Below are 20143 nucleotides of genomic sequence, written 5' to 3' on the forward strand. Positions count from 1 at the left end.
ACCACCAACGCACCCGCCTCAACCGCGAATACGCCCTGGTCAACTAACAAATGGCGGCTGCCGTACTAGGTCGCGCCCCGGTCGGGCCGGCGCCGACGCCGGCAATTGGGTGGGTGCCGAGGCTTTGCCAGCTTTGAGCAGGTAGTGGAGCTTACAGCAGGAGTAGCCGTAACAGACACGAAATAGTTGGACGACGCAGTATCGGAACCATTCACGCTGATCCGGGATGGATTAGGTGCGGCGGAAATTGGCCTCGATTATGTCGGGGCTCTGGCGCGGTTCTGACGCCTTCAGGGCAAAGCTTCGAAATTTATGGCGACGCGGAAAGTGGATATTGCGTCAGCCCTGCTGAAAGCGCTTACGTGCCACTGTCGATGATCCGTCTTCTTTTGGCATTGTGATCAATGGATAACTGTAAATAGGCTGCAGTGGCCCGCCTGGGGCGCCAAGAGACATGGGAGGTCCTCTTGAAATCCACCCTGCGCTGGACCGCAATGGCCAGCCTCTCGCTCGCGCTGATCGTGACCGGTGCGCCGGCCGCCAATGCAACTCCGTCAGCGGAGACGAGCGATCGGAACGGCAACACCACCGCCGTCGCCCGCACCAGCGACGGTCGCGCGATCACCAACGCGAAGATCGCCAAGGAAGTCACCGAGTTCTGGACCGAAGAGCGCATGGCCTCGGCAGTCGACCTGACCTTCGCCGGATCGGCGACACCGGCCGGATCGACGATCCAGGACGCGAAGCCCAACGGGCCGGTCGGTTCGGTCGCCCCGTTGGCACCGAGTATCAAAGGCAGCGACGACGCTCACCTGATGCTCAACGAGTCACAGGCCGTGGGCAAGGTCTACTTCACCACCCCGACCGGCGGCACCGCCTCCTGCTCGGCTAGCACCGTGGCCAGCGGCAAGCGGCGGCTGGTGATGACCGCAGGTCACTGCGTACATCAGGGTCCCGGCGGGCAGTGGTACGGCAACTGGCAGTTCGTTCCGCGCTACCGTAACGGTGTCCGGCCGTACGGCACTTTCGTGGCGTCCAGCCTGAACACCCGCACGGCGTGGATCACCAGCGGCAGCTACGCCGAGGACATGGGCATCGCCGTCATGAACAACGGCGGCATCTACGGCGCCAAGGTCGTCGACACCGTCGGTGGCCACGGGCTGCGCTGGAACTACAGCTACAGCGTCTATGTCACCGCTCTCGGCTATCCGTCGAACCTGGGCGGCGGCGAGAGCCAGTACTACTGCCAGGGCACCACGTGGAACGCCGGCGGCCAGCAGATCCGGATGTACTGCAACATGACCTACGGTTCCAGCGGCGGACCCTGGCTGCAGGATTACGACGACTCGATTGGGTACGGATACATCAACAGCGTCGTGAGCCACGGTGACAACCCGGGCAACGGCCAATTCGATGGCCCGTACTTCGACAACGACATCAAGAGCCTCTACGACTTCGCCGAAGGTATCTCTCCGGCGTGACGCCGACACCACCGTCCTGAAACCGTCCACGGGAGCCCTGGCCGACCTGGCCAGGGCTCCTTTCGTCGACAATTCGGCGACTGACAACGGTTGCAACGATCGTGGGTAGCGTTGAAGATTGTCGGTTCGACCAAAGATCCGTAACATGGATGGCTGACTGAACTGATCGAGCGTGAGGAAGCCCGTGGAGTTCGACGACCTGGAGTGGTTGCGGCGCAACGACCCGGGCTGGCGGTTGCTCCGCGCCGATCACGCCGCGCTGGTCCTGACGTTCCTCGGTCGGGTGTTCGTTGAAGAAAACATCCGGTCGATCTCCGCCGCCGAGCTGGCCGGCCAGCTCACCGACGAGTTGCACACGCTCAACGCGCGGCTCGGCGAGGGCAGCTTTCCCCGCAGCGCGAAGGCGTACCTGGACGAGTGGGCCCAGCCGGAGGTCGGCTGGCTGCGCAAGTACTACCCACCCGGCTCCGACGAGGCGTACTTCGACGCCACCCCGGCAGTGGAAAGGGCGCTGGCCTGGGTGCAGTCGCTGCGTGGGCGTACCTTCGTCGGCACCGAGTCGCGCCTCAACATCGTGCTGGAGTTGCTGCGTCAGATGGTCTTCGGCGCCGAGACCGACCCGGACGTACGGCTGACCGAGTTGTACGCCCGGCGTGCTGAGATCGACGCCGAGATCGAGCGGGTCAACGCCGGCGAAGTCGAGCTGCTGGAGCCAGCCGCCCAGCGTGACCGCTACCAGCAGTTCGTCACGACGGCGCGCGGCCTGCTCGGTGACTTTCGGGAAGTCGAGGCGAACTTCCGGGCACTGGACCGGTCGTTGCGCGAGCAGATCGCGACCTGGAGCGGGTCGAAGGGGGACCTGCTGGACGAGGTGGTCGGCAGCCGGCACAGCATCGCTGAATCCGACCAGGGCCGTACCTTCCACGCCTTCTACGACTTTCTGCTCTCCCCGCAGCGGCAGGAGGAGTTCAGCGACCTGCTGGCCAAGGTGCAGCAGCTCGACGCAATCGGTGATCCGGAACCCCGGATGCGGCGCATCCACTACGACTGGCTGGACGCGGCCGAACGTACCCAGGCCACCGTACGAATGCTCTCCGAGCAGCTGCGTCGGTTCCTCGACGACCAGGTCTGGTTGGAGAACCGCCGGGTGATGGACATCCTGCGCAGCATCGAGTCGCACGCGATCGAGCTGCGCGACCAGCCGCTCGGTGGGTTGCGCCACGACATCGACGCCAACGCGCCGCAGGTCACCCTGCCGATGGAACGCCCGCTCTACCGGCCCCGGGTCAAGCAGGCGCTGCAGAGCGACCCGGACGGCGACACCGGCCCGGTCACCATCGACGTCTCGGCGCTGTTCGACCAGGTGTACGTCGACCCGACCCGGCTGCGCGGCACGGTGCGCGGGGAACTGGCCGGGGAGGCCCAGGTCTCGCTGCCCGAGCTACTGGCCCGGCACCCGCTGGAGCAGGGCCTGGCCGAGCTGGTCACCTACCTGTCGTTGCGGGATCCCGAGTTCGACGTGCTCTTCGACGAACAGCAGGATGAGCAGGTGCGCTGGCGTGACGACGACGGCCGGCTGCGGTCCGCCGTACTTCCGGCGGTGTCCTTTGTCCGAGCTGGTGTGGCTGCCAGCGCCGGAGAGGAGATCGGACGTTGACCGTCGCCACCAGAGCGGCCGAGCCGAACCTGTCGCTGGCCGTGACCCATCTGATGAAAGGGGTGCTCTACCGTGAGGCACACCCGGTGCCCTGGCAGCACCTGACCCAACTGCAGGCCCAGGTGCGTGACTACGTCGCGGTGATGGGCCTGACCGTCGTCGTCGACGAGGCCGAGGGGTACGCGTACCTGCGCTCCCGCGACGACGACCCGGACGACGCCCAGGCGTCGGCGATCCCCCGGCTGGTCCCCCGGCGGTCGCTGTCGTTCCACGTCAGCCTGCTGCTGGCGCTGCTGCGCAAGAAGCTCGCCGAGTTCGACGCCGACAACGCCGACAGCCGCCTGGTGCTGACCCGTCAGCAGATCATCGACATGCTCGCGACGTTCCTGCCGACGTCGTTGGGCGAGGCCCGGCTGGTCGATCAGATCGATGCCCATCTGGGCAAGGTGGTCGATCTGGGCTTCCTACGCAAGGTCAAGGACGGCGACGCCAGCTACGAGGTGCGGCGCATCCTGAAAGCGTACGTCGACGGGCAGTGGCTGGCCGACTTCGACGCCCGGCTGGCCGAGTACGCCGCCGAACTCACCGGCGCTCGGCCTGACGCGCCGGGCGGCGACGCGCCTGGTGCCGGCCCTGGTGCGGAGGACGAGACATGACCGACACCGCAAGCGACAACGCTGCGGCGCGGCAACTGGTCGGGTTCCGGCTGCAGCGGCTGGAGGTCCGCAACTGGGGCACCTTTGACGGCCGGGTCTGGACGTTGCGGCCCGGCGGCGCGAACGCGCTGCTCACCGGCGACATCGGCTCCGGCAAGTCGACCATCGTGGACGCGATCACCACCTTGCTGTTGCCGGCGCACAAGATCTCGTACAACAAGGCGGCCGGGGCGGAGACGCGGGAACGGTCGCTGCGTTCGTACATGCTCGGCTACTACAAGTCGGAGCGTGACGAGGCCACCGGGGCGTCCCGGCCGGTCGGGCTGCGCGGCACCGACAGCTATTCGGTGCTGCTGGGGGTCTTCGCCGATCAGAGCACCGGGGCGACGGTGACACTGGCCCAGGTGTTCTGGATGCGGGAGGGCAACGCCGGCCAGCCGGACCGGTTCTTCCTCGTCGCCAACGTCGATCTCACCATCGCGGAGCATTTCGTCAACTTCGGCCCGGAGATCACCGCGCTGCGCAAGCGGCTGCGCGCCGCCGGGGCCAAGCTCTACGACCACTTCCCCGAGTACGGCAAGGACTTCCGCCGCCGCCTCGGCATCGCCTCCGACCAGGCGATGGACCTGTTCCACCAGACGGTGTCGATGAAGGCGGTCGGTGACCTCAACGACTTCGTCCGCAACCACATGCTGGAGCCGTTCGACGCCGGCGGCTGGATCCGGCGGCTGGTCGCCCACTTCGAGGATCTGACCAGGGCACACTCGGCCGTGGTCAGGGCCCGTGAGCAGTTGGCCGACCTGCGTCCGCTGCTGGACGCCTGCGACCAGTACGACTCGCACGGCCGGCAGGTCGACGAGCTGGCGGCGCAGCGGGCGGCCCTGCCGTACTTCTGCGCCCGCGGCAAGGTCGAGCTGCTCGACACCCGGATCGCCACCCACGGCAAGGAGCGCGACGAGCAGCAGGCGGCATTGACCGGGGTGATCGACGAGTTGGCGGAACGCCGCGCCGAGCACCGCCGCCTCGACCTCGAACGGGCCGGGCACGGCGGCGACCGGATCGCCGACCTGCAACGCCAGATCGGCGAGCAGGAGCGGGTACGCGGCGAGCGCCGCAAGCGGTCCGACCGGTACAACCTGCTGCTGACCGAGGCCGGGCTGCCGGAGATCGGCGCGATCGAGCAGTTCGCCGCCCGCCGCGATCAGGTCGCCGAGGCGGCGACCGTCGGTGATCGGGCACAGGCCGATGCGCAGAACGCGTTCACCGACGCCGAGGTGCGGGTGCGGGAGCTGGGCGGGCAGGCCGAAGAGGTCAACGCCGAACTGCGCAGCCTGCGCGAGCGGCGCAGCAACATCCCGCGCCGCAACCTGGAGCTGCGGTCGGCGATCTGCACGGCGCTGCGGCTGCCCGAGTCGGAGTTGCCGTTCGCTGGCGAGCTGATCCAGGTGCGGGCGGAGGAGACCCGGTGGGAGGGCGCCGCCGAGCGGGTGTTGCGCGGGTTCGCGTTGTCGCTGCTGGTGCCGGACGCGCACTATCCGGCGGTCGCCGACTGGGCGGACAACCATCACCTGTCCGGCCGGCTGGTCTACTACCGGGTGCCGGCGTCCGTGCCACGCCAGCCGCAGCAGCCGTACGGTGACCGGCCGCTGTCGGCGAAGCTGGAGGTCAAGGAGTCGCCGCTGCGCGGCTGGCTGACCCGGGAACTGCATCGACGGGCCGGCTACGAGTGCGTCGACTCGGTGACCGAGTTCCGCCGGGCCGAACGAGCGGTGACCAGGGCGGGGCAGACCAAGGACGCCGGTGGCCGGCACGAAAAGGACGACCGGTCCCGGATCGACGACCGCAGCACCTACGTTCTCGGCTGGAGCGTGCAGCAGAAGATCGAGGCGCTGCTGGCCAAGGCGTTGCAGGTCACCCAGGAGCACCGGGCGGCGGCAGCGGAGCGGGATCAGTTGCGCGGCCAGCTCGACAGACTGTCCCGCCGGCGCGACACGCTGAGCAAGCTGGTCGAGTTCGTCGACGCCACCGAGATCGACTGGCAGTCGTCGGCAACCCGGATCGGGCAGCTGATCCGGGAAAAGCAGCGGCTGGAGTCCGCCTCGGGTGAGCTGGCCCGGCTGACCGCCGAGCTGGACCGGGTCGACGCCCGGATCACGGTCCTGGAATCCGACCGCCAGACGCTGAACAGCCGGATCGGCAAGATCGGCGGGCAGATCGAGCGCGACGAGTCGGCGCGACGGCGGGCCGCCGAACTGCTGGCCGAGCCAGGTTACGCCGCCGCCACGGCGATGTTCGACGCGCTGGCCGCCCTGGTCGAATCGTCGGTGCCGGGCAGTCCGGAGGACTACGACAAGCTCGGCGCCGAGCTGGATCGCGACCTGGCCGGCCGCAGAGACGACGCCGCCCGTCGGCAGCAGCAGGCCAGCTCCCGGGCGGCCAGCCGGATGGCCGACTTCCGCAGCAGGTATCCGCTGGACACCGCGGAGCTGGACAACTCGATCGAGTCGGCCGGCGAGTACCGGGCGATGCGGGACCGGCTGGTGCAGGACGACCTGCCGCGCTTCGAGGCCGAGTTCAAGACGTACCTGAACACCAACACCGTCCGCGACATCGCCAGTTTCCACTCGCAACTACGCAAGCAGGCTGACCTGATCAAGGAGCGGATCGACACCATCAACAAGTCGTTGGTCGGCATCGACTACAACGCCGGCCGCTACATCGAGTTGGACGGCAACCCGACGCCGAACGTGGAGATCCGGCAGTTCCGCACCGACCTGCGGGCCTGCACCGACAATTCGCTCGGCGCGGACGACTCCGACCAGTACTCGGAGCAGAAGTTCCTGCAGGTCAAGCAGATCATCGAGCGGTTCCAGGGGCGGGAGGGCCTGACCGAGGTCGACAAGGTGTGGGCGCGGCGGGTCACCGACGTGCGCAACTGGTTCGTCTTCTCGGCGACCGAACGCTACCGCGAGGACGACAGCGAGTACGAGACGTACACCGACTCGGGCGGCAAGTCCGGTGGACAGAAGGAGAAACTGGCGTACACGATCCTCGCCGCGTCCCTGGCGTACCAGTTCAAACTGGACACGGCGGGCGGGACCGGCGCGGGCACCTTCCGGTTCGTGGTGATCGACGAGGCGTTCGGGCGCGGCTCCGACGAGTCCACGCGGTTCGCCCTGATGCTGTTCGACCGGATCGGGTTGCAGCTGCTGATCGTCACTCCGTTGCAGAAGATCCACGTCATCGAGCCGCACGTGTCGGCGGTCGGTTTCGTCGACAACCCGAAAGGCAGCTACTCGCGGCTGCAGAGCCTGACCATCGACGAATACCATGCCCGCCGGCAGGATTACGAACGGGCCGACGGGTGAGCCGGCGACCCCAGCCGGCCTGGACCAGCTTCGACGACCTCCGGGAAAAGCTGCGCCGGCGCTGGGCGGCGGGAGAGTTCCTGCGTGCGCTGGCCCGGGGCGAGCCGTGGCAGCCGGTGGAGTTGCCGCTGCGGGCACCGACCTCGGCGGAGCTGGCGGCCGACTTCGGTGCCGCGCAGGACTGGCTCGGCCGGTGGCGGCAGGTCGACGACACGCTCGTCCGGTTGGAGTGGAAGACCGTCGGTGGGCGGTTGGTCGGCACCAACACGGTGCCCGCCAAGGTGAGGATCGAGCGGCCGGAGCAGCTGTGGCGGCTGCTGCGGGCGGCCGGCGAGGTGGAGCGCTTCGCCACGCTGCTCGACCGGACCCACCGGGCCGCGCCGGCGCTCGCCGGTTGGGTCACGGACCATCCGATGAAGGCGTTGGCGCAGGCTGACCGATGGGACCGGCTGGTCGACACGGTGCGCTGGATCGAGCGGTACGGCGGACCGGACCGCTATCTGCGGCAGGTCGACGTGCCCGGGGTGGACACCAAGTTCATCGAACAGCATCGCGGGGTGCTGGCCGAGTTGCTGGACCGACAGCTGCCACCGGAGCGGGTGGCGGCCGAGCATCCACCGAGCCGGTTCGTGCAGCGCTACCGGCTGCGCGGCAAACCGGCGTACGTGCGGCTCCGCTCGCTCGACGCGACCCCACCGGCCGGGCTGGCACCGTACCGGGAGCTGACCGTGCGGGCCGGGGAGCTGGCCGCCGTCCCGATCGCCGCGACCCGGGTGTTCGTCGTGGAGAACGAGATCACCTACCTGGCGCTGCCGCAGGTCGACGGCGCTCTCGCCATCCTCGGCGGCGGGTACGCGGCCAGTGCGCTGCACGCGGTGCCCTGGTTGGCCGACCGTGAGCTGATCTACTGGGGTGACATCGACACGCACGGCTTCGCGATCCTGGACCGGCTGCGGGCGGTGTTCCCGCACGTGCGCTCGATGCTGATGGACCGGGTGACCCTGCTGGCCCACCGGCCGCACTGGGGCCGGGAGGCGAGTCCGGTCAACACCGTAATGCCGGCGTTGACGCCGGACGAGTCGGCGCTGTACGCCGATCTGGTCACCGACACCTTCGGCCCGGCGGTACGCCTGGAGCAGGAACGGATCCGCTTCAGCCGGGTCGAGCAGGCACTGCGGGTCGAGCAGGTCGGACCGTTTGTTGTGCCGGGCGACGTACTCCTCAATGGCGACGACGATGGTGGCCCTGGCTGACCGGTGCTCGGTCTCAGCGATCCGCGGTTCGCACTTTCGTCGAGGTGACGCTGAGACACCTCACGCGTCCGTTTTAGGGTGCGTAGGCGTCACCTCGACGGGGCTACGGGCGTCGTAGACGTCGAGCTTGAGACCGTCGACCGCAAGTTAGGCGACCTTGGCGGCGTCGTACCCATCGATGAAGTCACGAGCCGCCGGCACGTGTGGAGCCGCCCGTCCGAGGTCGGTGCGCAGCGACGCCAGTCGCTTCCGTGCGCGTTGAGACTTGAGCGACGCGACGGCAGGCAGAACGTTGAGTGCGATCGCGCCGGATCCCGCATGGTCGCCCTGCTGGTACAGGGCCGTAGCCATGTTGAGCTTTCCCAGGTACTCGTTCCGTTTGAAGACCGGATCGGGGTGTTCGAGTCGGCCGATGAAGCTGCCGCGTACCTCCGGCATCGTGGTGGCACGGCCCGGGGCGGGTGCCCGGCAACGCGGCTCCCAGGTCTGCAAACTCGGTTGGCGTGATCCTGCCCCGCCCCGGCGCCTTTCCACGATTCTCTCCCCACAGGAGGCTCAGCATGTTCAGGCGAAACGCGGCGACCGTACGGCACCGGTTGGTGGCGGTGACCGGCGGCGACCACCGGAGCAACAGCGGTCCTGACGGCGTACGGCGATCGCGGCTGACCGGGCCGGCGGTGCGCGCCATGCGGTTCCTGCCGCGCCGCTGGCGCGGCGGCCCAACGGCCAGCACCACTACTACGCGGGCGCGCGGTGAGCAGCGACTCGCCGACGCTCAAGGTCTGCGTGTCCTGCCTGCGGAGCCGCTGCGACGACTGGCGCTGGGCGTACGAGCGGCTCGCCGCCGCCGGCCGGCTCCCCGACGGAGTCACCGACGACGGACCCGCACTTCCTTTCGACGAGGAGGAGTAGCCCCATGAGCTGGTACGACGGTGAGACGTACCCCGGCATCCTGCTGCGCGACGGGCCGGCCGGGCAGCGGGCGGCGCTGGCCGGCGGCCCCGACGTTTGGGAGGCCATCGCCGCGCGGCACGCCATCAAGGCCGCATCCACTGTCGGGCCACAGGCGTGCGAGATCCAGGCGGCGTTGTCATCGATGGTGGTTGACTACGTGCTTCGACAGAAGCACGTCGGAACGTCACTCGCGTACTTCCTGCTGAAGCAGCTGCCGGTGCTGTCGCCGCACCGGCACGCCGTACCGTTGCCCACTCGACCCGCCCCCTGGGCGTGGCCGGCGGTCCGATCAGGCTGCGGAGACGAGGCGCTGACGGTACGCCTGAAGCTGGTCGCCGTCGCGGGTGTGCCAGCACGGTCCGAGCTCCCAGCCGAGCCGTTCGTAGAATCCCGTCGCGCCGGCCGACCCGACCGGGGTGACCAACTCGGCCTCCGCCGCCCCGGCGCGACGCGCATCCTCGACGAACCGGCGGACAAGTTCCGCCCCGATTCCGCTGCCCCGCCACTGCGGCTGCACCGCCACCGCGACCATCACCGCCACCTGCGGATTGTCGGCCGGCCCGTTCGCCGGGGCCGGCTGGCCGGAGCGGCGTTGCGCGATCTGGCGGGCCCAGGGAACGGCCCGGGAGGACAGCTGGCGGGCCAGCCCGGGGCGGCGGGCCAACGCCCCAGCACCGGCCGCCGCGAGGGACGCCAGCGCCCGGCGATCGGCGAACAGTGCCGCCATGTGGGCGGCCTGGTCGGTGGTGCCCAGCAGGAATCCGACAACGTCATCGTCGGGTGTCGCCGGGTCGGTGACCACGTAACCGACGCCGTGCCGGGAGTCGAGGTAGGTGCGCTGCCAGCGGCGGACGAAGCCTGCCCCGAGCGACGGAAACAGCCCGACCGGCAGGAACTCCACATGGGTACGGGCCGTGGTCGCCAGATCGGCGTGCCCGGCCGGCCGGACGACGGCTCTGCTGCGACCCGACCCCGCCACCAGGGTGCGGGATCGCGAGAAGGTATTCGCGCTGCCCACCATGACCGACGAATACCCGCCGTCAGGGCGGTCATGCTGCAGAGCCAGGACGACGTGGTCGACCCGACCGTGTCTGGCCGACATCGCGCCCGTGGCCGGGCCCAGGACGGTGCAGGGCTGACGTACCCGGTGCTGCCGGGTGGAATCCGGCTTTCGGCCGAACCCGGGCCGTGTCTGCACAACGACGCTGATACCGGGTTTGCTGCTAAATACTTCCTCCTGCGGTACACCGGCAATTCTTGTGACGAATATTGCCAAGTTCGGTTTGAATGACCGGGGATTAGCCGGGGTTGTATCGCTCAACGTATTTACATCCTTGCTTCGTGCTGCGGACGCTGTTAGCCTCTGTCCACGGCCCCGATCGGGGGTGGCCAGTCGGTTTCGCTGACCTGATTAACGCAAGCTGGGAAGTCTCGATTACAAAGCTGGGACGTTCATGTCAATCACGTGGTGTTGCTGATGTCAGCCGCATCCATGGCGGACGAATCGTCGGCCGAGACAATGAGGAAGCGGGATTTCCGACTCTATTGGATCGCTGGTGCCGTCGACCAGCTCGGGTCGCAGACCTCCGGCATCGTCTTTCCACTGGTGACCTTGGCGACAACCGGTTCGCCGGCGGCCGCTGGCCTGGTCGGCGCGGCGGCCCTGGTCGGCCGGCTGGTCGCCGCCCCGGCGGCCGGGGTGTTGGCCGACCGTCTGCCACGCAAGCTGATGATGGTTACATCCCTGCTGGTGGCAGGGGTGGTCATGGGCGGGCTGTTCGTCGGGGTCGCCACCGGAACGGCCACCCTCGCGGTGCTCGTCGGCGCGGCCTTCGTCGAAGGGCTGGCGCAGAGCGGGTACGAGGCCGCCGGTGCCGGTGCCATCCGACGGGTGCTGCCCGCCGACGACAAACGGGCGCTCTCAAGATTGGAGGCGCGCAACCACGCCGTACAGATCGTCGGTCCGGTGTTCGGTGGTGCGCTCTATCAACTCGGTCGCTGGGTTCCATTCCTGGTCGACGCGGTCTCGTACGTGGTGTCGGCGCTGCTGGTGTCGGCGATCCGTACCGACCTGACGCCGGCCCGCAGCGGGCGTACGTCATTTCTTGCCGATCTGCGTGACGGCCTGCGGTTCGTATGGAACCAGCCGTTCCTGAGATTCGTGACCATCTGGGCCGCCGGGATCAATTTCACCTTCGGTGCCCTGATCTATTTTGCGATCCTCACCGCTGGTCGGGACGGCGCTCCGGCCGCGTCGATCGGGTTGATTCTCACCGTCGCCAGTGTCGGCGGTCTGACCGGTGCGTTGGCCGCGCCGGCGGTGTTCAGCCGGGTCCGGCCCATGACCGTCGTCGTGGTCGCCTCCTGGGCGATGGTGGCGCTGGTGGTGGCGCTGTCCCAGGCCCGGCAGACCTGGACGTACGGGCTGCTGTTCGGCTTGGTGTTCCTGCTCAGCCCGCTGCTCGGGGTGATCTTCCAGGCGCGGGTCATCGCGTTGACCCCGGACGAACTGCAGGGCCGGGTGGGCACCGTGATGGGAACCGCCGGCGAGGTGCTGCAGACTCCGGCACCGCTGCTGGCCGGGCTGCTGGTCGCCTGGTACAGCCCGACGGCCGTCGCGTTGATCTTCGCTGCGGTGCTGGCCGTGCTGGCCACGTACACCACGGTCAACCTGCGGCAACTGCGGGCCGGCGCGGAAGAGGCCGAGGCCGAGACGGAGCCACTGCCGGGGCCCGCCCCCGAGTCCAAGTCGGAGCCAGAGTCACAGGTCGAGGAGGCACGTCGATGAGTCGCGAGTACCGGCTGTTCTACCCGGCGTTGCCGGTCGTCGCCGAGCACGCACCGCACCGGGTGGTGTACGTCGGTGACGCCGACGGGCGGTGCCAGATCTTCGCCTGGGACCGCCGGGCCGGTGCCCTGACGCAGCTGACCGACCGGCCGACCGGCACGATCAGGGCGGCGCTCGATCCGGCCGGTGAGACCGTGTGGTGGTTCGACGACGACCTGGCCGGGGTCGGTGTCTGGCGTACCACCGACTTTCCCGACCGCCCCACCACGACGACACCGGCATCCAGCGGGGCTGGCCCGGCGCAGGGCGCGGTGGCGACGTCCGTTCCGGCGCTGCCCGGGGTGGCACCCGCCCGGCACGCGGGTATCGCGATGGCCGACGACGGCACCGCCCTGGTCGGGCTCGCCGACGACGACGGTCTGGCGCTGCACCGTCGGGAGCCGCACGGCCGGATCACCGAGGTCACCCGGATCGACGGGTACGCGTACCTTGTCGACCTCGACCCAACAGGTGACCTCGCCGTTGTCGGCTCCGACGCGGCAGCCGCCGACGCGGTCACCGTCCTGGACCGCGACGGTACGCCGGCCGGCCGGGTAGCCGGTCACCCCGGCCGGCGGGTCTGGGCGCTGGGCTTCGCGCCCGGCGGTAACCGAGGCGGCAACGGAGGCGACGGCGAACCCCGGCTACTGCTCGTCGTGGAGTCCGACGGCCGGTACTGCCCGGCCACCTGGACCAGGCAAGACGGGTTGACGGTGCACGGCTGGTGCTGGTTCGACACCGAGATCACCGCGAGCTGGTACCCGGACGGCCGGCGGATCCTGATTCGGCAGGACCAGTACGCGCGTACGATCCTGCACGAAGCCGACCTCACCTCGCGTACCAGCGTGGTGTGGCCGACCCCGGCGGGCAGTGTGCTCGACGCGGCGGTCTGGCCGGACGGCGATGTCGTCTACATCTGGACGGATTCGCTGACCCCGCCGCAGCTGCGGTCGGCGCGCGGGGTGCGGCTGCCCGACGGTGGTGCCGAGCCGGATCCGGCAGCGGTGGCGGTGGACGACTACCAGCGGCGGGAGCTGTGGGTGCCGGGACCGGGCGGGCGGATCCATGTCCTGCTGACCGTCCCGAACGATGACCGGGCCACCCATCCGGCCGTCTTTCTGGTCCACGGTGGACCGTCGCAGCACGCGCGGGACGCGTACGACCCGCTGGTGGAGGTCCTGGTCAGCACCGGATGCGCGGTGGTGCGGGTCAACTACCGGGGGTCCAGCGGCTACGGCTCGGCCTGGCGCAACGACTTCAGCGACGGAGTGGGCCTGACCCAGGTCGCGGATCTGGCGGCGGTCCGCGAGCACCTGGTCGCCGCCGGCACGATCGAGGCCGGTCGGGTCGCCCTGTGGGGCACCTCGTGGGGCGGCTATCTGACGCTGCTGGCCCTCGGGGTTCAGCCGCAGCTGTGGCGGTTGGGGGTGGCGATCAACCCGATCGCCGACTACGCCGCCGCCTTCCAGGCCGCCTCGCCAGCGGTTCAGGCGCTGGACGTGATGCTCTTCGGCGGCACCCCCGAACAGGTGCCGCAGGCGTACACCCGGTCGTCGCCGGCCAGCTACGTCGGCCAGGTCCGGGCGCCGGTGCTGCTCGCCGTCTCCAGCGACGACGTGCGCTGCCCGCCCGCGCCGGTGGAACGGTACGCGGGCCTGCTCGCGGCGCGGCGGGTGCCGCATCAGCTGGTCCGGCGGCGCGCCGGGCACGACGACTTCGACGCGCACAGCCATCTCGCGTTGATGCAGACCGTGCTGCTGTTCATGCAGCGGCACTTCGACGGCGTGCAGGAGGAGGGGACCCCGGTCGCGCTTGCGATGGCCAGGCCGGTCGGCTGACCCGACCCACCGCACGTTGGCAAGTCGGTCGTCCATTGGAGAGGAGGTGAACGGCATGCGGAAGAACGTTGTCGAGAACGACCCGATCAACGGCAACCGCGACCAGCTTCGCAGCGCGGGCGTACAGGTCACGGTCACGGTCAAGATCAAGTTCTGATCGGTCGTACGGGGTGGAGGCGGGCGGACCACCGCTGTCTGTCGGCGCTGCCGACCGCCTCCATCCCACCAGGGCGAGTCCTACTGAAATGGAAGGGCACATGCGGATTCTGCTGGTCAACATGCCGTGGTCATCGATCGATGTCCCGTCGCTGGCGTTGGGCATCCTCACCAACAGCGTCCGCCAGAAGGTGCCGGACGCACAGGTCGAGGCCATGCACGCCAACCTCGACTTCGTCGACTGGGTCGTCGATCGCACCGACTTCGGCCTGAGCGACTACTACTACTATTCGCTGTTCACCTACTTCTCCGGCTGCGGCGACTGGGTCTTCTCCTCCGCCCTCTACGACGATCCTGAATGGCGGGTCAGCGAGTTCACCAGCCGTGTCCAGGGCCAGATGTCCGAGCGGGACCTGAAACGCAACCTGGAACTGCACCGCATGGCGCCCGACTTCGTCGCCGAGGTCGCCGCCCGGATCGTCGAGCGGGCACCGGACGTCGTCGGCTTCACCTCGACGTTCCAGCAGAACGCCGCCGCCCTGGCCACCGCCCGAGCGGTGAAGCAGCTCGACCCCCGGATCCGCACCGTGCTCGGTGGCGCCAACTGCGACGGTGAGCAGGGCGCGGCCATGCACCGCAACTTCTCCTTCATCGACTTCGTGGTACGCGGCGAGGGCGAGGCCGCGTTCCCGAAGCTGCTCACCGCGTTGACCGACGCCAGCGGCCAGCCCGAGCTGGCCGGCATCGAAGGCCTGTGCTGGGCCACCCCGGACGGCCGGCACGTGGCCAACCCGATGAGCACCACGCCACTGCCGCCGGCCGAGATCGTCAGCCCGGACTACACCGGCTACTTCGAACGGCTCGCCAGCTCCCGGGCCAACCACTGGGTCGAACCCCGGCTGGTGGTGGAGGGTGCCCGCGGCTGCTGGTGGGGAGAGAAGCACCACTGCACCTTCTGCGGGCTCAACGGATCGTTCATGCAGTTCCGCAGCAAGCATCCGGGGCGGTTCTTCGACGAGATCGTCGGTCTGGTCGAGCGCCACCAGGTGCTGGACATGTTCGTCGTCGACAACATCCTCGACATGAGCTACGTGACCTCGCTGCTGCCCCGGCTGGCCGAGTCCGACTACGACCTGCGGCTGCAGTACGAGATCAAGTCGAACATGCGCGGCCCGCAGGTGCAGGCGCTCGCCGACGCCGGCCTGGTCAGCGTGCAACCCGGGATCGAGAATCTGAACAGCCGGGTGCTCAAGATCATGGACAAGGGGGTGACCGGCTGTCTCAACGTGCGCATGCTGCGCGACGCGGAGACCAGCGGCATCACCATCGCCTGGAACTACCTGTTCGGATTCCCCGGCGAGACCGACGCCGACTACCAGTCGGTCATGGACCAGATGCCGGCCCTGCACCACCTCTGCCCGCCCGACGGCAGCACCCGGATCGCCATCGAACGGTTCAGCCCGTACTTCGTCAACCCGGCGCTCGGCTTCACCGACCTGCGCCCGGCCGCCCAGTACCGGCTCATCTACGACCTGCCCGAATCCGAGCTGATGGACCTGGCGTACATCTTCGACACCCCGACGCAGGGCATCGACGAGCCGACCGCCGAGGCACTCGACCGGGCCGTCACCCAATGGCAGCACGAGTACGCCCGCAGCCGGCTCACCCACCACGACCTCGGCCACGAGATCGTGCTGGTCAGCCAACGGCGGCACTACGACTGGCACGTCCTGCGGTTGACCGACCCGGTTGAGCTCGCCGCCTTTCGACAACTGGACCAGCCGCACAGCGTCGCGTCGTTGGCCCGCCGGCTCGACGAGCCGTCGGACCGGGTAGCCGCGCTGCTGGCCCACTGGCACGAACTCGGCATCGTCTTCGGCGACGCCGACCAGTTCATCCAGATCGCGCCCCGGGCGATGAATCAGGAACTGATCCGCATCGACCATCTGCACCAGGAGCGGGCCGCCGCCGAGTCCGAAGCCGCCGAGTCCGAAGCCGCGCAGCCGGCGGGCGCCGGGCGGGCGGCCGCGGTGACCGGCGTCGCCGCACCCGAGCCCGCGCTCACCGCCGTCTGACAGGAGTTCCGCGTTGACCAGCACCTTTCTTGAGGCGCCGACCGCCCGGCCGGTCGCCGTACACCTGCACCGCGACCACGATCCGGCGGTCGCCGACATCCCCGGCATCGACCTGGGTCCGGCCGAGATGACCGGTCCGGTCACCGACACCGTCGCGGGCTGGCTCGACGCCGGGGTACGCAAGGTGGCGCTGCCCGGCGTGGTGGATCTCACCGTGGCCGGTCCGGCCGAGTCGGCCGACGCGGTCCGCCGACTGGTGCTGGTCCGGGAGCTGACCAGCTACGCCATCGAGGTGGACTGGTCGCTGCGGCTACCCGGCGGCGACGACGAACTGTGGCGGGTGTACAGCCACCTGCGGCCACCGACGCGGGTCGAAACGGCCGGCGACGGTGCTGAAGATTCGGCGGCCGGTGACGGTGCCCGGGATCCGGCAGCGGTGGCATCCGTTTGGCGGTCGGCGTTCTACTTCGACAAGTGCACGTACCGCCGGGGGCCCGGGTTCGTGCAGGTCCGGGACCGGCGCGCTGGCCAGCTGAACCTGCTGACCATCGACGATCCGGCGTACCTGGCGGTGCTCGCCCAACTTCTCGACGGGGCCGAGGTCACCGCCGTGGATCTCGACATCGCCCGCGATTTCGGCGAGGAGGGCCTGGTCACGAAGGTGGGCGACCGGCTGGTCTGGCTGCCGCACCGGCTGCGTCGCTGGCCGCTGCCGTCGATGGTGGTCTGACCTCGTCGGCCATCGCGTCCGGTGGGACCCCGGGCCACCGGGCGTAGGAGCTGTCCACGAAGTACGCCTCGCCCGGATCCCAGGTGTGGCCGGTCGGCCGCCGGTGGTAGACGTAGCCGAGCGAGTGGGTGCGGTAGATGGTCGCGCCGGCCGCCCGGAGCCGCTCGATCAGCCCGAGGTCGACCGAGCGGGGCACCGGCCGCCAGCCGCCGACCGCCTCCAGATCGCCCTTGGCGAGCAGCATCGTGCCGCCGGCCACCACATCGCCGTACGCCTCGGAGACGCCGGACCGGCGGCGCAGCAGGACGCCCTGACTCTCCAGATAGACCAGCTCGGCGCCTTTGCCGACCAGGGTCGCGCCCGAGTAGTGCCGGGCCAGGACGAGATCCCAGACGTGCTCGACGCCGTAGCTGTCGTCGTCGTCGAACTTCGTGATCAGGGTGCCCCGGGCCCGGCGGGTGGCCGCGCCGAGGGCGGCGCCGAAGTCGACCGACTCCGCCAGGTGCACCACCTCGAACGGCCGGCCGCATTCGGAGAGCGCCACCCGGGCCGCCTCCGGCAGGTCGATGCCGTGCAGCCCCAGGATGATCTCCATCTCCGGGTAGGTCTGGTCGGTGATCGCGGCCAGTGCCGGAACGACCAGCTCCGGCCGGCGGGTGATCAGGATCGCGCTGACCGACGGGGGCTGGCCGAGCTGCGGTAGCCCGCCGGTGGCGAGGCCGGTCAGCCGCAACCCGGCGGCGTGTCCGCGCAGCGCGGCGCGGCGTTGCCGAACGCTGCGCGCCTCGCTCGCCAGCGTGGCACCGGCACCGGCCAGCGTGGCACCGGCCGGATCGTCCGCTGCCACGGCGGTCTCCGCTGCCGGCAGCGGCTCGCTGACCAGCGCCCGCAGCTGTGGATCGAGCAGATCGGCGACGGCGGGCGGCAGGAGCGGGGCGTGCAGCACCACCCCGGTCGCGGCGAGCTGTACCAGCAGCCCGGCGGTCTGTGTCGGATGCTCGCCGGGCACCAGGCGGCAGTGCACGGCCCGGACGTGTCGCAGCGCGGCCAGGGCCGCCGCGTCCAGGCCCGGCCCGGCGAGTGCCCCGCGCAGGGTCAGCCCGCTGGTCGGTCCGCCGCGGAAATCGCCACCCGACCGGTCGCGGGCGAACTCCAGCGTGACCTCGGGTGCCTGCGGCCGGTACGCGGCCATCAGCCGACCGCGTGGGTTGATTCGTCCAGCGTCGATCAGCACCAGGTCCCTGCCGTCGGGGCCGGCGACGGTGTGCCCGGCGCCCACCAGAACAGCGCCGTACGGCCGATCAGCCTGCTCCGGCCGACCCGCGGCCTCCTGCTCCGGCTGGCTGAGGTCGAACCCCGGTGAACCTGCGCTCCGCGCCGGGTCGCCGCTGTCCGGTCCGGTCAGCACCAGATCGTGGGCGCGGATCTCGTCGCGGGCCGCAAGTTCGCCGCCGGCGGTGTCGACGATGGTCGCGTTCGCCGGCAGGTACGCCAGGTCGGCCCGGGCGGCGGTGACGTCCGGGCTGCCCGGTGACGGCAACGGCCGGGACCCGTCCAGGGCGGGCAGCGCCGCCCGTACCGCATCGCGCAGCGGCACCGGTGTGGTCAGTGCGATGCGGACGGTGGCCGCGCCCCGACGTAGCCGGGGAAGAGCGACCCGGTGCCGGTGCAGTCCGGGCAGGATGCCGACCGTCCCCGCCCACCCGGGACGCGGGTGGCGCCACCAGGCGACGACCACAGTGACCGTCCGCACCGGCGCGGCGGCGGTGGGTCGGAAGGTCAGGTCGCGCAGTCGGTCCACGCTGCCGGCGAGGACGAGCGCCCGGCCGGCGCCGGGGATTCGCAGCACGCGTAGCCCGACCGCACGAGCGAGGCGTTCTGCGGGGCGGGGCGCGGGTAGCCCAGTGAGCCGCCAGGTGACCGCGGTGCGGACCGGCGCGGGGGAGTCCGTTCCGGCGTGTTGCTTCACCTGATCGTCCCCTCCCCGGTGTCGCCGCTGCTGACGCGGGGACCTGCCCTGGTCATCGCGGGTGCCGGTGGCTTGGCGACGACGCCCATCCGGCGGGTCGGGCCGCCGAACAGTCTTTTGCGTACCAGCCAGCCGGCCATCATCAGTTCGAAGAGAGAATAGGCGTTGGCCGCGACGAGTCGTTGCTTGACCGCCTCGTTGCCGCCACCAGGGATCGGGTAGTCGCCGGACGGCAGGTGCCGGTGGTACAGCTCGCTGGTGCTGCGGAAGTAACGACGGCGGCTGGACCGGGGCACCCGGTGCGGGTGTCCGAGGACCTGAAGGCAGTGCCAGATCATCCGGCCGAAGATGGTGGCCCGGATCGGTGCGGCCCGGCCGGGGTGCGTGTCGAGGTAGGCGAATACCCGCTGCCACTGGTCGAAGACATCGAAGTGGCGGTCGCTGACCGTACGGGTGATGGCACCGTCGTAGTGCTGCCGGTAGGCGTAGCAGTCCCGGTCGAGTACGGCGATGCGATCGACCGCGATCATCAGCGGGATGACGAAGGAGACGTCCTCGTACCAGCCGGGCTGGAAGGTGATCCCGGACTCGATCAGCCGATCCCGTTTGATGATCTTGTTGCAGGCGATCCACAGAACGTCGAGTAGCCCCGGCTCGTCGGCGAAGGCGAACACGTCGGGCAGTTGTCGCCCCGGGGCGATGTCGGTGACCGGGTGGTGCTCGATCCGGCCGTCCTGGTAGACCCGGGAGTACCCGGTGATCAGCAGGTCCGGGTCGACCTGGCAGAGCCGATCGGTGACCGCCGCCAGCGCGCCGTCAGGCAACCAGTCGTCGCTGTCGACGCACCATACGTACCGTCCACTCGCGTGGGCGATCCCGGTGTCGCGGGCGGCTCCCAGACCGGCGTTGCGCTCCAGCGTCACCACGGTGATCTGGGGGTTACGCTGCGCGTACTCGGCGAGGATGGCGCTGGAGCCGTCGTCCGAGGCGTCGTCGACGGCGACGATCTCCACGTCGTCCCGGTGCTGCGCCAGGATCGAGTCCAGACAGGCAGCGAGATACTTCTCGACCCGGAAGACCGGGATGATCAGGCTCAGCATGGCCATCGGGGAGCTCGCCTTCCATGTCCATGGCTCCGGCGGTGGTTCCGTCGGTCGGGCGGACAGTGTCTGCCGGGCA

14 protein-coding genes are annotated in these 20143 nt (G+C 69.7%); 10 read left to right on the plus strand and 4 right to left on the minus strand.

Annotated elements, in window-relative coordinates; all coding sequences use genetic code 11:
* Positions 1-467 precede the first annotated feature (467 nt).
* From ACFHVL_RS25220 to ACFHVL_RS25240, 5 genes are all read left to right on the plus strand, one after another.
* Positions 468-1481, plus strand: coding sequence for a trypsin-like serine peptidase (locus tag ACFHVL_RS25220; protein ID WP_416630917.1), 1014 nt, complete (start codon positions 468-470; stop codon positions 1479-1481).
* A 172-nt stretch (positions 1482-1653) separates the two neighbouring features.
* Positions 1654-3138, plus strand: a complete 1485-nt coding sequence (locus ACFHVL_RS25225; RefSeq protein ID WP_416630918.1) for a DUF3375 domain-containing protein — start codon at positions 1654-1656, stop codon at positions 3136-3138.
* Positions 3135-3794, plus strand: a complete 660-nt coding sequence (locus ACFHVL_RS25230; protein WP_416630919.1) for a DUF4194 domain-containing protein — start codon at positions 3135-3137, stop codon at positions 3792-3794. The genes ACFHVL_RS25225 and ACFHVL_RS25230 overlap by 4 nt, the downstream gene beginning before the upstream one ends.
* Positions 3791-7162, plus strand: a complete 3372-nt coding sequence (locus ACFHVL_RS25235) for an ATP-binding protein (protein ID WP_416630920.1) — start codon at positions 3791-3793, stop codon at positions 7160-7162. Before ACFHVL_RS25230 ends, ACFHVL_RS25235 begins: the two co-directional genes overlap by 4 nt.
* Positions 7159-8415, plus strand: a complete 1257-nt coding sequence (locus ACFHVL_RS25240; RefSeq protein WP_416630921.1) for a Wadjet anti-phage system protein JetD domain-containing protein — start codon at positions 7159-7161, stop codon at positions 8413-8415. Before ACFHVL_RS25235 ends, ACFHVL_RS25240 begins: the two co-directional genes overlap by 4 nt.
* Before the next feature lie 147 nt (positions 8416-8562).
* On the opposite strand, the gene ACFHVL_RS25245 is transcribed toward ACFHVL_RS25240, so the two are convergent.
* A complete protein-coding gene (locus ACFHVL_RS25245; protein ID WP_416630922.1) occupies positions 8563-8907 on the minus strand; it encodes a hypothetical protein in 345 nt (114 codons plus the stop codon).
* A 261-nt stretch (positions 8908-9168) separates the two neighbouring features.
* On the opposite strand from ACFHVL_RS25245, the gene ACFHVL_RS25250 reads away from it, so the two are divergent.
* Entirely contained in the window at positions 9169-9327 is a 159-nt protein-coding gene (locus ACFHVL_RS25250; RefSeq protein WP_416630923.1) for a hypothetical protein, read from the plus strand.
* A gap of 331 nt (positions 9328-9658) precedes the next feature.
* Here the strand turns inward: ACFHVL_RS25250 and ACFHVL_RS25255 are convergent, their stop codons facing one another.
* A complete protein-coding gene (locus ACFHVL_RS25255) occupies positions 9659-10567 on the minus strand; it encodes a GNAT family N-acetyltransferase (RefSeq protein WP_416630924.1) in 909 nt (302 codons plus the stop codon).
* Positions 10568-10846: 279 nt separating this feature from the next.
* Here ACFHVL_RS25255 and ACFHVL_RS25260 point away from each other — a divergent pair, with 279 nt between their 5' ends.
* The 4 genes from ACFHVL_RS25260 to ACFHVL_RS25275 all read left to right on the plus strand — a co-directional run bounded on the left by ACFHVL_RS25260 (position 10847) and on the right by ACFHVL_RS25275 (position 16995).
* Positions 10847-12157 carry an MFS transporter gene (locus tag ACFHVL_RS25260; protein ID WP_416630925.1) on the plus strand — a complete coding sequence of 437 codons (1311 nt, stop codon included), beginning with the start codon at positions 10847-10849 and terminating at the stop codon, positions 12155-12157.
* Positions 12154-14034 carry an alpha/beta hydrolase family protein gene (locus tag ACFHVL_RS25265; protein ID WP_416630926.1) on the plus strand — a complete coding sequence of 627 codons (1881 nt, stop codon included), beginning with the start codon at positions 12154-12156 and terminating at the stop codon, positions 14032-14034. The genes ACFHVL_RS25260 and ACFHVL_RS25265 overlap by 4 nt, the downstream gene beginning before the upstream one ends.
* A gap of 257 nt (positions 14035-14291) precedes the next feature.
* The gene (locus tag ACFHVL_RS25270; RefSeq protein ID WP_416630927.1) at positions 14292-16265 is read left to right on the plus strand and encodes a RiPP maturation radical SAM C-methyltransferase; all 1974 of its coding nucleotides are present in this window, start codon (positions 14292-14294) and stop codon (positions 16263-16265) included.
* 13 nt (positions 16266-16278) lie between these two features.
* Positions 16279-16995, plus strand: coding sequence for a DUF5825 family protein (locus ACFHVL_RS25275; RefSeq protein ID WP_416630928.1), 717 nt, complete (start codon positions 16279-16281; stop codon positions 16993-16995).
* Here the strand turns inward: ACFHVL_RS25275 and ACFHVL_RS25280 are convergent.
* A complete protein-coding gene (locus ACFHVL_RS25280) occupies positions 16919-18964 on the minus strand; it encodes a hypothetical protein (protein ID WP_416630929.1) in 2046 nt (681 codons plus the stop codon). The two genes, ACFHVL_RS25275 and ACFHVL_RS25280, sit on opposite strands and share 77 nt — an antisense overlap.
* Complete coding sequence (locus tag ACFHVL_RS25285; RefSeq protein ID WP_416630930.1) at positions 18961-20070, minus strand: glycosyltransferase family 2 protein; 1110 nt, start codon at positions 20068-20070, stop codon at positions 18961-18963. The genes ACFHVL_RS25280 and ACFHVL_RS25285 overlap by 4 nt, the downstream gene beginning before the upstream one ends.
* Between the last annotated feature and the right edge of the window lie 73 nt (positions 20071-20143).

Origin of the sequence: Micromonospora sp. LOL_023, assembly GCF_048060115.1 — a bacterium.
In the GTDB taxonomy this organism is placed as follows: domain Bacteria; phylum Actinomycetota; class Actinomycetes; order Mycobacteriales; family Micromonosporaceae; genus Micromonospora_E.

Excerpts from the sequence above, each read along its gene's own strand:
- ACFHVL_RS25260 (WP_416630925.1), top strand. The coding sequence starts at position 10,847 with ATGTCAGCCGCATCCATGGCGGACGAATCGTCGGCCGAGACAATGAGG.
- ACFHVL_RS25265 (WP_416630926.1), top strand. The coding sequence starts at position 12,154 with ATGAGTCGCGAGTACCGGCTGTTCTACCCGGCGTTGCCGGTCGTCGCC.
- ACFHVL_RS25270 (WP_416630927.1), top strand. The coding sequence starts at position 14,292 with ATGCGGATTCTGCTGGTCAACATGCCGTGGTCATCGATCGATGTCCCG.
- ACFHVL_RS25235 (WP_416630920.1), top strand. The coding sequence starts at position 3,791 with ATGACCGACACCGCAAGCGACAACGCTGCGGCGCGGCAACTGGTCGGG.
- ACFHVL_RS25285 (WP_416630930.1), bottom strand. The coding sequence starts at position 20,070 with ATGGCCATGCTGAGCCTGATCATCCCGGTCTTCCGGGTCGAGAAGTAT.